Raw genomic sequence first — 12,333 nt, forward strand, 5'->3', positions numbered from 1 at the left:
GGTCTCGATGGCGGCGTGGAGATCGGCTTCGCCGACGCAGCCGATCAGGCCATTTTCGGCGAGGCGTCGTCCATTCTGTTCTCCGACGAGCAGAACATGTTTGCCGCCACCGTCGCCTATGCGCTGCCGCAGGGCTCACGCACGTTGGTAGATCGGATTGCCGACCCGAACCCTAACGGCAACGACGCGCTCGACCGGATGCACGTCCATTTCGGACCGGGCGGCAAGGACGCGGAAGCGTTCGCCGGCTTCATGACGACGCTCGCCGAGACGCTGGCCTCAGATCCTGCGCTCCTGCGCGTCCGGCTGCATCTGCCGCAGGCGTATGACAATGCCGAGCCGGCACCACCCGCCCCAGATGTGGACCACGCCGTGCCGCCGGAGCGCGAGCGCCTGGCGATCCTGGACCTTACCTTCGCAACGCCGCTTTCCAGGCGGCGCTTCTTCGCGAGCGACGTCTTCTCTCGCACGATCGAGGCGCAGAAGCAGCACATCGGCTATGTCACCACCTTTGCCGTCAGCGGCATGTACACCTACGTCCGGGACAAGGAGCTGACGCTGGCGGGCCTGCGGGGCAGCCGGCCCGCGCAGCTGATCGAGCGGCTCGGCGCCGCCAACCAAACCGCCGATGACGTTCGCAAGCTCATGCTGACAGGCAAGCTCAATCAAAAGCCGGACGGTGGGTGAAGCCTCGCCGGGCTTCGCTTTCGGCTGTGCCATTTCGTCGGCAACGACCCACGATCTGCCCTGAAAGAAGGGCATGGTTCACGGAGATCGGCGCGAGACGTTTCGCGGGAACCCGACAGCTAAGTGATCAATCAGCGCGCGGACGGCCGGCGGCAGGCCACGCCGGGTCGTGAAGACCAAGTGCACAATGCCCTGCAACCCGCGCCATGCCGGCAGCACACGCACAAGACGCCCCGTCTCGAGCGCCTCTCGGCAGACATGATCGGGCAGGATCGCTATGCCGAGACCGTCTATGGCCGCGCCCCGTACCGCCGCCATGTCCTCGCATCCGAAGCGCGGCGCGATCCGCACGACGTGCTTCCCGCCGTCGTCGGCCTCCAGATACCATTCGAGGCTGTCCGCGGCATCGTTCGTCGCCAGGGTCGGCAGCGATGCCAATTGCTCGACACGCGCCACCGTGCCGGCGATTTGGGGGCACGCAACGAGGATGCGGGTCGACACCCCGAGCGAGCGCATCGTCAGCGCGGCGTCGCTGGTAAGGCTGCCCCGAACCCGCAGCGCGAGGTCGATCCGCTCATCGATCAGATCCACCGCGCGATCCGTCGCGACGAGTTGCAGCCGAACCTTGGGATAGCGCTCCAGGAAGGATGAGATCAGTCCGGAGATCGGCTGTACCATGCCTGTCGGGCAACTGAAGCGGATGCGCCCATGCGGTTCGGCCTGCGCCTGCACGACGAGCGCCTCGGCCTGCTCCGCCTCGGCCAGCATGGCCCGGCACCGCTCGTAGAAGGCTTGGCCAGTGTCGGTGACGCGAAAACGCCGGCTCGATCGCTCGATCAGGCGCAGGCCCAGGCGATGCTCCAGCCCGGCGATGCGCCGGCTGAGCTTCGACTTCGGCTCGCGCAACGCGCGCCCCGCCGCGGCGAACCCGCCATGCGCGACCACCTCGGCGAAATAGGCATAGTCGTTGAGATCGATCCGCACAGCGTTCCTCCTATAGAACGCTGAGTGCCATATCTGCCGACTACACGCATCATCGTCCGTATCGCATCTACGTCGGGCAAAGGCAGCACGCCGGCATGACGGAGACAGACAATGAGCAACAGGTTCGACAACAAGGTGGTGGTGGTGACCGGCGGCACGAGCGGCATCGGTTTGGCGACCGCCAAGGCCTTCGCGGCGGAAGGCGCCTCGGTGTTCATCACCGGACGTCGTCAGGAGGCGCTCGACGCCGCGCTGAAGCAGATCGGCGGCACGGTCACCGGCGTGCGGGGCGACATGGCCAAGCTTGCCGACATCGACCGTCTCTACGATGCTGTCCAGCAGAAGCACGCGCAGATCGACGTCGTCTTCGCCAACGCCGGCGGCGGGCAGATGGTCCCGCTCGGGGCGATCACCGAAGAGCATTACCAGAGCATCTTCGATACCAATGTGAAGGGCGTATTGTTCACCGTGCAGAAGGCCCTGCCACTGCTGAAAGATGGCGCCTCGATCATTCTGACCGGGTCGACCACGAGCATCTCGGGCACGCCGTCCTTCAGCGTCTATTCGGCGACCAAGGCGGCGGTGCGCAACTTCGCGCGCAACTGGATCCTCGACCTCAAGGACCGCCGCATCCGCGTCAACACGGTCAGCCCCGGTGTCACCGAGACCGCCGGCCTCGACGAACTCTTCGGCGGCGGTGATCAGGCGCAGGGCACCAAGGACTATCTCGCCGGTCTGATCCCGCTGGGTCGCATCGGGCAGCCCGAAGAAATCGCGAAATCCGTGCTGTTCCTGGCGTCGGACGAGGCGAGCTTCGTCAATGGCGTCGAACTGTTCGTCGATGGTGGCCAGGCCCAGATCTGACAAGCGACATCATGTGGTAGCCGGCGGCTCGGTCCCCCGGCTACCATCGGTGAGACGATAGGGAGACACGATGTGCCCACCGAATCCGCCGAAACCGCTGAGCGGATCCGCGAGCTGCTCGACCGCAACCTTCAAGAGGTGTTCGGCGAAGGCGACGACGACCGCCGTCGCGTCGCGATTGACGCGCTCTGGGCCGAGGATGGCGTCCTCTACGTGCCATCGGGCCCGGTCGTCGGTCGTGCGGGAATCAACAGGGTCGCAGGGGTTTTGAGGTCGACCCATCCCAGCTTCGTCTACACGCCTAACGGGAGTCCGCAGGTCGTCCATAATGCCGGGCGGCTTGCGTGGAACTCGGGGCCGAGCGGCGGAGCCGTGGCATACACAGGGTGGGACGTCATCATCGTGAAGGACCGAAAAATCGCGGCGCTCTACGTGTTCCTAGACGAAACTTCGGAGGAGTTCCGCCGAACCAGTGGCCAAATCTAGAAGCAGCGAGCGGTAGCGCCGTCACCACATTCTGTCGGCGAAGAAGCGTTTGCGGTCATCCGAGGTCGCTTGAACGCCTCCCAAGACCGGCCATTTGTTCATCTACCGGCGCGGCAGCTTTAAACATCACGCCGCGAACGTTGCACGGCATGTGGTGGTGATTCCTTCCAGTCCGCTCTTGGCGATCGAACTGGGTATAGCGGCCGTTCCGGATCCGACTGCCACGCCTACCGCACCCCACCAGATTACGACATTCGCGTGCCGACGCTCGAGCGACCGCTTCGGCCACAAGCTGCCGCTCAGAGGCCAAAAGCGTGCTGTTCGAAATTTCCGGAGTGCTACACCCATTCCTCGCATCGACGTGCCCGTTGCAATAGACGGTTGCCATGAGCCGACCCGATGTCCTGCTGACAGCCCCGATCACTCCTTCCGTCGTCGAGCAACTCGATGCGCACTATGTCTTGCATCGCCTTTGGGAGCAGGCCGACCAGAGCGACTTCCTCAAGACCGTTGGCTCGCGGATTCGCGGACTGGCGACGAATACGCTGTTCGCAAAGTCGGCGATGCGCTGCTCGATCGCCTGCCGCATCTCGAGATCATCGCCAGTTTCGGTGTTGGCTACGACAACGTCGATACGGCCGCGGCTGCCCGGAGGGACGTCGTGGTCACCAACACGCCCGGCGTGCTCGACGACGAGGTCGCCGACCTGACGATCGGGCTATTGCTCGCGACGTTGCGCCGCATTCCGCAGGCGGATCGGTTCGTGCGCGACGGACAGTGGCCAAGCGGCGCCTTCCCGCTGTCGCCGACGCTGCGCGGGCGGCAGATAGTATCGTCGGGCTGGGCAATATCGGCAAGGCGGTGGCCCGGCGGCTGGCCGGTTTCGATGTCGTCGTCCGCTATCATGGTCGCGCCGCGCAGCCGGATGTACCCTATGATTACCATGCCACGATCGTCGATCTCGCGCGCGCGTGCGACGTGCTGATCATGCTCGTCCCGGGCGGCGCCCGCACCCGCCATCTCGTCGACGCGGAGGTCCTCGCCGCGCTGGGGCCGGACGGCGTGCTGATCAATGTCGCACGGGGCAGCGTCGTCGACGAGCAGGCGCTCGTCGAGGCGCTCGGATCGGGGGCGATCTTGGCGGCGGGTCTCGACGTCTACGACAAGGAGCCGCACGTGCCCGCCCCGTTGCTGGCGATGTCCAACGTCGTGCTGCTGCCGCACATCGGATCCGGATCCGAACAGACACGCGCCGCGATGGGGCAGTTGCTCGTCGACAATCTGGCGGCGTGGTTCGCGACAGGCCGGGCGATCACGCCCGTGCCGGAAAGCCCGGTGGTACAAGGCTAGAGGCCTTTTCAGCAACCCGCGCGCTTCATTCACTCCTGCGTAGGCAGGAGCCCAGCTGAAGAGCCCTTAGCGTCTGAACCCCTGGGCTCCTGCTTTCGCAGGAGAACGGACACGTCGGATGTGGGTCGGCCGCATTCACGAACGCACAAGACCGTGCGCAGTCCAGCCCTGTTTCTCGCCGGTCTTGCGTGAGCGGACCTCACGCGAAGCGTCACGTTACTCGTTTGACCGAGAAACGCCGCATCGCCACGCCGCGGACAGGAGACGACAACCCAAAGGGCGTCGGATGCCGGCACGTCGATGTCCGGCAGGATGGTCGATGATAGCAAGAATAAGGTAACGATATTGCGTATTGCGAAGATATTCGGCGCTCGTGCCGTCACGCTGGCGGGCTCCGTCTCCTGTTTCGCGATGATCGCGAGCGTATCGTCGCCGGCCCTGGCGCAGCAGGAGGGCGCCAACCCGCCCGCCGCGAACGAGGCACCCAACGGCCTGGCACCGAGCGTCGCCACCGACGCCGATCCCGACAAGCAATATGAGAATGTCCGCATCAAGGGCTACGACATCCCGCTGCCCGGGCCCGCCGACACGATCGAGGGCGATGCCGGCGGCCTGCGCGAGAAACTGGCGTCGATCGGGATCGGCTGGTTCGGCTACACGCCGACCAACCTCTTCTACAACACGCTGCACGCCAGTCGCAGCGGCACGCAGCAATATTCCGGGCAGCGCTTCACCGTGGGCTGGGGCACGCCGTTCCTCGTCGATTACGATCTCGGCCGCCTTGGCCTTGGCGACGCGCAGCTGACCGCGGGCCTCCAGGTGTTCAAGACGACGTGGAACCCGAGCGGGCCGCGCCAGCTCAGCCTGTCGACGCTGACGATCTACAAAAGCTTCTTCAACAAGATGATCGAGGTCAAGGCCGGCTACATGGCCAACGGCTTCGAATTCTATAACCCCTATATCGCGGGCAATTTCGCCGCGGGCGTATTCGGCACGAGCGCGTCGATCCCGGCGGAGATCGGCCTGTCGACCACCTCCTACACCAAGCCTGGGATGAACATTAAGCTCAACCTCGGCCATTTCTACGACAAGTTCGGCATCCAGGCGGCGATCAGCCCCGACGGCACCGTCACCGAGAAGATGGAGAACCCCACCGGCTTCACCCCCAGCGTCGCGCATGCCGGCACCTTCTACATCAACGAGGTCGGCTATCGCACCGAAAGCGACGTCGGAGAGAAGCAGCTCTGGCTGCGCGCCGCGCTGATGAAGTCGACCAGCGAATACAACAACGCGCTCACGCCCGGTCGCATCCGCGGCGAATGGGGCATCTACGTGCTCGGCGACCACCAGATACTGCAGATCTCCAAGGCGAAGAAGTCCGCCTATCGCGGCCTCTACGTCGGCTTTTCCGCGATGTACGCCCCGCCCCGGATCAACCGCTTCAGCCAATATTATGAGGCGCGCTTCTACGGCATCGGGCTGATCAGCAGCCGGCCGCACGACATGATATCGCTGATCCTCGCGGACAATGTGTTCGGCAAGGATTATGTCGATGCGGTGCGGCAGACGGGCGGGCTTGCGCATGACGACGCCAAGTCGGCGACGGTGTCCTACAGCGCGCACGTGATCCGCGGCGTCACCGTCGGCCTCGGGCTCGGCTATACCAACCACCCGACCCCGATCGCCTACACCACCGAGACGGGCCACGCGCTGACCGCGATCTCGAACATCGTGATCAACTACTGACGCGGCGGACGTGGCCGGTCATCGCGGCACCCGCCCCCGCGTCGAGACGCGCGAACCACCATGCCGATGCGGCGGTCAACAGCCCGATCAGCAGGAAGGCCGGCGGAAAATCGGGCGCCGTCAGGTGCGAGGATCCGCGCATCGCCTGCGCGAGCTGGAGCATGATCGCCGCCACCGCGACGCCGACGCTGATCGACAATTGCTGCGCGACGTTCGCCACCGTATTGGCCTGGCTCTCCTCGGCCGGGGCGACGTCGGCATAGGTCACGCTGTTCATCGAGGTGAACTGGATCGACCGCAGCATCCCGCCGACGAACAGCGCGACGACGAGCAGCGCATGCGATGTCGTCGGCCTGATCAACGCGAGGCTGCCGAGCACGATGCCGCTCGCCAGCGCATTGCCCACCAGCACGACGCGGAAGCCCAGCTTGCGCAGCAGCGGCCGCGCGAAGGATTTGCTGGTCAGCGCGCCAATCGCGGTGAGGAAGGTCGTCGATCCCGAGGCGATCGGCGACATGCCGAAACCGACCTGGAGCAGCATCGGCATCAGGAACGGCAAGGCGCCCGCCCCCAGCCTGAACAGCGAGCCGCCGCCCGCCCCCGCCGCGAACGAGGCGTGGCGGAACAGCGAGAGATCGATCACCGGCCGGGCGCAGCGGCGCGCGTGCGCCCAATAGCCGATCGCCGCGGCGGCCGCGACGAGCAGCAGCAGGATCACACCGCCCGAGACGCCGCCCGGCCGGCTCAGCCCCTCCAGCCCCGCCACGAACGATCCGAGCGCGACGCCCGAGATCAGGAAGCCGGTGAGATCGAAGCGACCGAGTGTCTCGCGCTCGCCCTTGATGTTGGGCACCAGCAGCAGGACAAGCGCGATGCCGACGATCCCGATCGGGAGATTGATGAAGAATATCCATCGCCACGAGGCGTAGCTGGTCAGCAGCCCGCCTGCGAGCGGTCCGAGCGCCGGCCCCACCAGCGCGGGCGTCGTGGTCCGCGCCATCGCCTGGATCAGCCGCTCGCGCGGCACGCTGCGCACCAGGATCAACCGTCCCACCGGCACCATCATCGCGCCGCCGATACCCTGTACCACGCGCGCGATGACCAGCGACGTCAGGTCGGGTGCCAGTCCGCACGCCATAGATGCCAAGGTGAACAGCCCGATCGCCGTCGCGAAGATCGTCCGCGCGCCGAACCGGTCTGCCGCCCAGCCGCTCGCGGGCAGGAACACCGCGACCGCCAGCACATAGGACGTCACCGCCGCGCTGAGCTTGATCGGCGCGACGCCAAGCGAATGCGCCATTTGCGGCACCGCCGTGGTGACCGCGGTCGAATCGAGATTCTGCATCAGCAGGGCGCAGGCGACGATCCAGGGGATGAACTCGCGACGGTCGGTCATCGGTGATGTCATAAAGCGGTCAAAGCGCCTTCTTCGGTTCGATCGTCGCCATCTTCCTATGATCAAAGATCACCCGACGATGCGATAATTTCCGTCGACACGCGCGATGCGGTCTGACTTCTGACCGGTCATGTATGAAGCAGATAGCATCGTGGTCGGTGGCGGCGTGGTCGGACTGGCGATCGCGCGCGCGCTGGCTCTGGCCGGGCGCGAACCGATCGTCGTCGATTCCGAAAAGGGGATCGGCATGGTCACCAGCTCGCGCAACAGCGAGGTGATCCACGCCGGGCTCTATTATCCCGAGGGATCGCTCAAGGCCGCCTTGTGCGTGCGCGGCAAGGCGCTGCTCTACGAGTTTTGCGCGGCGCGCGGTGTGCCTCATCGCCGCTGCGGCAAGATCCTCGTCGCCACCTCGGCGGACCAGATTGGCGGGCTCGATCCGATCGTCGCCGCCGCCGCCAAGGCGGGCGTCGACGATCTTCGCCCGCTCGATCGCGCCGATCTGCACCGGATCGAGCCCGCGCTCGCCGGCGTCGCCGGGCTGTTCTCGCCGTCGACCGGAATCGTCGATTCCCACGCCCTGATGCTGGCGCTGCAGGGCGAGGCCGAAGCGAACGGCGCGCAGGTGGTGCTCGCCTCGACGGTCGACGCGATCGAGGCCGGCGACGGCGACGTCCTGGTCACGCTCGCCGGCGACGAGGCGCCGTCGCTGCGCACGCCGCTGCTGATCAACGCCGCCGGGCTCGGCGCGCAGGCGCTGGCGCGGACGATGGGTGCGCTCGCGCCCGATCACATCCCTGCGCTCCATTATGCCAAAGGCGTCTATTTCGCGCTGAGCGGTCGCGCGCCGTTCAGCCACCTCGTCTATCCTTTGCCCGAGCCCGGCGGCCTCGGCGTCCACCTGACGCTCGACATGGCGGGGGCGGCGCGGTTCGGGCCCGACGTCGAATGGATCGACACGATCGACTATGACGTCGATCCGGCGAGGGCCGATCGCTTCTACGGCGCGATCCGGCGCTACTGGCCCGATCTGCCCGACGGCGCGCTGGCGCCCGCTTATGCGGGCATCCGGCCCAAGATCAGCGCGCCGGGCGAGCCCGCGGCGGATTTCTGCATCTCGAGGCCGCGCGATCATGGCGTCGCCGGGCTGATCAACCTGTTCGGGATCGAATCGCCGGGGCTCACCTCGTCGCTGGCGATCGGCGAGCATGTCGCAGCGATGGTCCGGCAACTCGGCTGAGCCTGGCCGCGGCGTCACCGGCTGCCGGTCGCAGCATCGTCCAGCGGCGCGACGCGCGCCAGCGTCTTCCGGCTCGCATAGGCATAGGGGCCGAGCAGCGCGATGCAGAGCGTCGCAATTATCAGCGCCGCGCCGAACACATAGGCCATCAGGCGATAGGTGCCGAAATGATCGTGCGCCAACCCCATGCTCATCAGCCCGATGCCGATGCCGATGTTACTCGCCGCATAGAAGATGCTGTAGATGCTGCCATAGGCGCGCAGGCCGAAATAGCGCGAGGTGAGATAGGCCGCGAACGCGATTTCCGCCCCTTGCCCCAGCCCCATGAACAGCGCGCCGCCGAGCAGCACGGGGACGCTCGTCGCGCGGTGCACGATCATCGCGCCGACCAGAGCCGACGCGAAATAGGGCAGCACGACGCGCTGCGAATTGACGCGATCGGCGATGAAGCCCGCGGTCAGCTGCCCCGCGACGCCCCCGAAGAAGAAGCAGGAGACCACCGTCGTCCCGATCAGCGACGAGAAGCCGCGTTCGGTGAGCAGCGGCACCGCATGCGCGGTCGTCCCGATCAGCGCCATCGAGGCGAGCAGGATCGCGAAGAAGATCAGCCAGAAACTCTTGGTCCGCACCGCCTCGTTGCGGGTGAGCCCCGGCAGCAGCTGCCCGGCGGCCAGCGCGCGCTCGGTGACCGTCTTGGCCGGTTCGCGGATCAGGAACCAGAGCGCGGGCAAGGGTAGGATGAGCACGAACGCGCCCAGCGAGAAATAGGCGACGCGCCAGCCATGATCCTGGATCACGATCCGCATCACCTGCGGCGCGATCGCCGATCCCAAGCCGGCGCCCAGCGCGATCGCGCAACCGAGCACGGCGCCGCGATGGTTGGAGAACCAGAGCGACACGAGCTTCGCATAGCCGACCGAACTGTTCATCGCCGACGCAATGCTGACCACGAAGAAGCCGATCGCCAATTGCCACGGCGACGTCGCGAAGCCGCGTGCCATCGATGCCACCGCGAACAGCAGCGCGCCTGGCAGCAGCACGCGGCGCAGGCCCCAGCGGTCCATCGTCCGCCCCGCCCAGGGCGAGAAGATCGCGTTCGTCCAGGGCGAGATCAGCAGGAGCGCGGAGACCTCGGTGCGGGTCAGCCCGAATTCGCCGGTGAGCGGCTTGATGAACAGGCTCATCGACGCCGAGACCATCGAATTGGGGCCGATCACCATGCCGATCCACGCCGCGATCGCGGCGTAGATCCCGGCCTTGGTGAATTCCCGTTCGTCGCTTGCCGGAGCCATTCGGTTACCTCTCCATCCCCCGGTATTGCGGCGGGGTGTTTGGGCGGTGATCGGAGTTTTGGCATCCGCCGGTCAAGCTACAAACCTGCTTCGCATGGATGAGCTTTCCGCAGTCAGTATTGCCTTATCGACGCGCGAAGAAGCGATCCGGATTGTCGACGAAGATGCGTTGGCGCAGCGCGTCGTCGGGCGTCCAGGCGTCGAACAGGTCGACCAGCCGGCCGGTATCGGGGCGCGCGTCGTCCATGCTCAGATACGGCCAGTCCGATCCGAACACCGCGCGATCGGGCAGCGTCTCGAGCAGGATGTCGTGGAACGGCCGGATCGCCTCCGCGGTCGGATCGCCGCGCACGAGCCGGATCGGCGTCGTCTTGATCCAGAAATCGCCGTCGCGCAGCAAAGCGAGATAGGATCGGAACAGGGGGGCATCGATCCCCGCCGCGACGTCGAAATAGCCCATATGATCGATCATCACAGGCAGGCCGTGGCCCGCCAGCCGGTCGCCCGCCGCGACGATTTCGTCGCAGGTCGCCCAGATATCCGCATACCAGCCGAGTGCGCGCATGCGGGGCGCCAGCCGATCGAGATCGTCGAAGTCGAGCGATCCCTCGTGCGCCCGCGCACGCGGCGTGACGGTGAAGCGGATCGATCGGAAGCCCGCGACGTCGAGCGCTTCCAGTTGCGCGTCGCTGATCGCGGGATCGACGACTGCGACACCCGACAGCCTGTGTGCCGCCAGCGCGATCGCGTCGGCGGTGCACCTATTGTCATAGCCGTAGGCGGACGGGTGGACGATGACGCCATGCGCGAAGCCGACCGTATCGAGCATCGCGAGATAGCCTTCGCCTGGCGCGAACGGCGGATCGTAGCGGCGTGGCGACAGCAGGGGATAGGCGTCGGGCATGCCGAAGACATGCGAGTGACAGTCCCACGCCCCCGGTGGCAGTGCGCGTGCGGGCGGCGTACAGGCCGATATGGCGACGAGCGCGGCGGGTTCGGGGGGGGCCATGAGCAGCGTCTATCCTCGTTCAGTCGGGCGCATGGCCGGACCGGGCAGCATCGTCTGCCGATCCCGGCATGGCGCTTCAACCGAGGATCGTTCGGTCTCGCTTGAGGAAAAGTCGCAGCACGCCGTCAATTCGGCGAACGCCGCGCCTCGCCAGTGATCCAGTCGCGGAACTCGGCGACGTGCGGCAATTGCGCCGCCGCCTGCGAATAGGAGAGATAGAAGCCGCTGCCGTCGCGGAAGACGAGATCATAGGGCGTGACGAGCGTGCCGTTCTCGAGCTCCTTGGTGACGAACAGGCGCGTCGCGATCGAGACGCCGACGCCCTCGACCGCCGCCTGCAATGCCAGGCTCGAGCTTTCGAACTTGATTCCGGACGACGGGTCCATCGGGCTGTCGCCCGCGAGACCGAGCCAGGACCGCCAGTCGTTGGGGCGCATCATCGAATGAAGCAGCGTGACGTCCTTAAAGCTCTCGACGCCGCCGCGGAGCCGCAACCGGTCGCGATATTCGGGGCTGCACACCGGGCTGAGCTCGATATCGATCAACCGGTCGTGCTGCAGCGTCGACAGCGCTTGAACCGACGCCTCGTCGCGGATCTGGATCGAGACATCGGTCGGCGAGGCGATCAGTTCGGCGGCGGACGGCAGCGCGGTCGACAGGCGAATCTCGGTCTTGGGATAGGCCGCGTGGAAGCCGGACAATCGCGGCACCAGCCAGCGCAAGGTGAAGGTGATCGAATTGTGGATGTGGAGCAGCCGCTGCTTGCGCGCATCGACGAGCCGCGACGTGCCGCGTTCGATCCGCTCCAGCGCGTCGCTGACCGTCTCGAGATAGGCGGCGGCCTCGGGGGTGAGACGGACTTCGCGGTGGCTACGGCGGAAGAGCTCGAACCCCAGATGATCCTCCAGCGTATGGATCTGCCGGCTGATCGCACCCGAGGTGACGTGAAGCTCGTCCGCGGCGAGCGTGAAGCTCTGGTTACGGCCCGCCGACTCGAACGCACGGACCGCGTTCAGCGGCGGAAGACGCGGCGCCATCGCACCTCTCCTGTATGATTATTTCTCAACTTCATAGCGGATATGTCCGGAACTGAAAAGACCCTGCGCTAAGGGCGCCGCCCGCATCGCCACACGACCGGTCACGAGCCGCTCCGCATCCTAAAGCACGCGATACCGCCGATCCGCGCCGCGCTGGATGATCACCGCTCACGCAACCGGCAGGTTTAGTCGTTTGACCCAAACGCCCCTTAACGCCAGTTTCGAGGGACATACGGCGATGG

10 protein-coding genes and 2 pseudogenes (1 of these 12 only partly in view) are annotated in these 12,333 nt (G+C 66.1%); 7 read left to right on the forward strand and 5 right to left on the reverse strand.

All coding sequences use genetic code 11. The features are described 5' to 3' along the window. Window positions 1–687: pseudogene (locus Q0326_RS07035) on the forward strand (hypothetical protein) (it extends 255 nt beyond the left edge of the window). A 78-nt stretch (window positions 688–765) separates the two neighbouring features. Here Q0326_RS07035 and Q0326_RS07040 read toward each other — a convergent pair. Further along, complete coding sequence (locus Q0326_RS07040; protein WP_298688567.1) at window positions 766–1,671, reverse strand: LysR family transcriptional regulator; 906 nt, start codon at window positions 1,669–1,671, stop codon at window positions 766–768. A 111-nt stretch (window positions 1,672–1,782) separates the two neighbouring features. On the opposite strand from Q0326_RS07040, the gene Q0326_RS07045 reads away from it, so the two are divergent. The 5 genes and pseudogenes from Q0326_RS07045 (at window position 1,783) to Q0326_RS07065 (ending at window position 6,117) form a co-directional block, all read left to right on the forward strand. Next, window positions 1,783–2,535 carry a glucose 1-dehydrogenase gene (locus Q0326_RS07045; RefSeq protein WP_298688570.1) on the forward strand — a complete coding sequence of 251 codons (753 nt, stop codon included), beginning with the start codon at window positions 1,783–1,785 and terminating at the stop codon, window positions 2,533–2,535. Between the two features lie 72 nt (window positions 2,536–2,607). Continuing rightward, complete coding sequence (locus Q0326_RS07050) at window positions 2,608–3,021, forward strand: nuclear transport factor 2 family protein (RefSeq protein WP_298688572.1); 414 nt, start codon at window positions 2,608–2,610, stop codon at window positions 3,019–3,021. Between the two features lie 361 nt (window positions 3,022–3,382). Next, window positions 3,383–3,766, forward strand: a pseudogene (locus Q0326_RS07055) (hypothetical protein); the annotation flags it as partial. Between the two features lie 32 nt (window positions 3,767–3,798). After that, complete coding sequence (locus tag Q0326_RS07060) at window positions 3,799–4,371, forward strand: NAD(P)-dependent oxidoreductase (protein WP_298688574.1); 573 nt, start codon at window positions 3,799–3,801, stop codon at window positions 4,369–4,371. Window positions 4,372–4,716: 345 nt separating this feature from the next. Further along, entirely contained in the window at window positions 4,717–6,117 is a 1,401-nt protein-coding gene (locus Q0326_RS07065; RefSeq protein WP_298688576.1) for a carbohydrate porin, read from the forward strand. Here Q0326_RS07065 and Q0326_RS07070 read toward each other — a convergent pair. Further along, window positions 6,107–7,513 carry an MFS transporter gene (locus Q0326_RS07070; protein WP_298688578.1) on the reverse strand — a complete coding sequence of 469 codons (1,407 nt, stop codon included), beginning with the start codon at window positions 7,511–7,513 and terminating at the stop codon, window positions 6,107–6,109. The two genes, Q0326_RS07065 and Q0326_RS07070, sit on opposite strands and share 11 nt — an antisense overlap. 130 nt (window positions 7,514–7,643) lie before the next feature. Here Q0326_RS07070 and Q0326_RS07075 point away from each other — a divergent pair, with 130 nt between their 5' ends. Further along, window positions 7,644–8,753, forward strand: coding sequence for an NAD(P)/FAD-dependent oxidoreductase (locus tag Q0326_RS07075; protein ID WP_298688581.1), 1,110 nt, complete (start codon window positions 7,644–7,646; stop codon window positions 8,751–8,753). A 14-nt stretch (window positions 8,754–8,767) separates the two neighbouring features. Here Q0326_RS07075 and Q0326_RS07080 read toward each other — a convergent pair whose 3' ends face one another. From Q0326_RS07080 to Q0326_RS07090, 3 genes are all read right to left on the reverse strand, one after another. Beyond that, the gene (locus Q0326_RS07080) at window positions 8,768–10,045 is read right to left on the reverse strand and encodes an MFS transporter (protein WP_298688583.1); all 1,278 of its coding nucleotides are present in this window, start codon (window positions 10,043–10,045) and stop codon (window positions 8,768–8,770) included. A gap of 124 nt (window positions 10,046–10,169) precedes the next feature. Continuing rightward, window positions 10,170–11,054: an amidohydrolase family protein gene (locus Q0326_RS07085; protein ID WP_298688584.1), complete on the reverse strand. Its 885-nt coding sequence runs from the start codon at window positions 11,052–11,054 to the stop codon at window positions 10,170–10,172. A gap of 125 nt (window positions 11,055–11,179) precedes the next feature. After that, window positions 11,180–12,091, reverse strand: a complete 912-nt coding sequence (locus Q0326_RS07090) for a LysR substrate-binding domain-containing protein (protein WP_298688586.1) — start codon at window positions 12,089–12,091, stop codon at window positions 11,180–11,182. Window positions 12,092–12,333: the final 242 nt, after the last annotated feature.

The sequence above is a fragment of the uncultured Sphingomonas sp. genome (genome assembly GCF_937859915.1).
Taxonomy (GTDB): Bacteria; Pseudomonadota; Alphaproteobacteria; order Sphingomonadales; family Sphingomonadaceae; genus Solisphingomonas.

Bases quoted from the DNA above. Each gene is read 5' to 3' on its own strand.
- Q0326_RS07075 (WP_298688581.1), top strand. From the start codon at position 7,644: ATGTATGAAGCAGATAGCATCGTGGTCGGTGGCGGCGTGGTCGGACTG.
- Q0326_RS07085 (WP_298688584.1), bottom strand. From the start codon at position 11,054: ATGGCCCCCCCCGAACCCGCCGCGCTCGTCGCCATATCGGCCTGTACG.
- Q0326_RS07080 (WP_298688583.1), bottom strand. From the start codon at position 10,045: ATGGCTCCGGCAAGCGACGAACGGGAATTCACCAAGGCCGGGATCTAC.
- Q0326_RS07070 (WP_298688578.1), bottom strand. From the start codon at position 7,513: ATGACCGACCGTCGCGAGTTCATCCCCTGGATCGTCGCCTGCGCCCTG.
- Q0326_RS07090 (WP_298688586.1), bottom strand. From the start codon at position 12,091: ATGGCGCCGCGTCTTCCGCCGCTGAACGCGGTCCGTGCGTTCGAGTCG.
- Q0326_RS07045 (WP_298688570.1), top strand. From the start codon at position 1,783: ATGAGCAACAGGTTCGACAACAAGGTGGTGGTGGTGACCGGCGGCACG.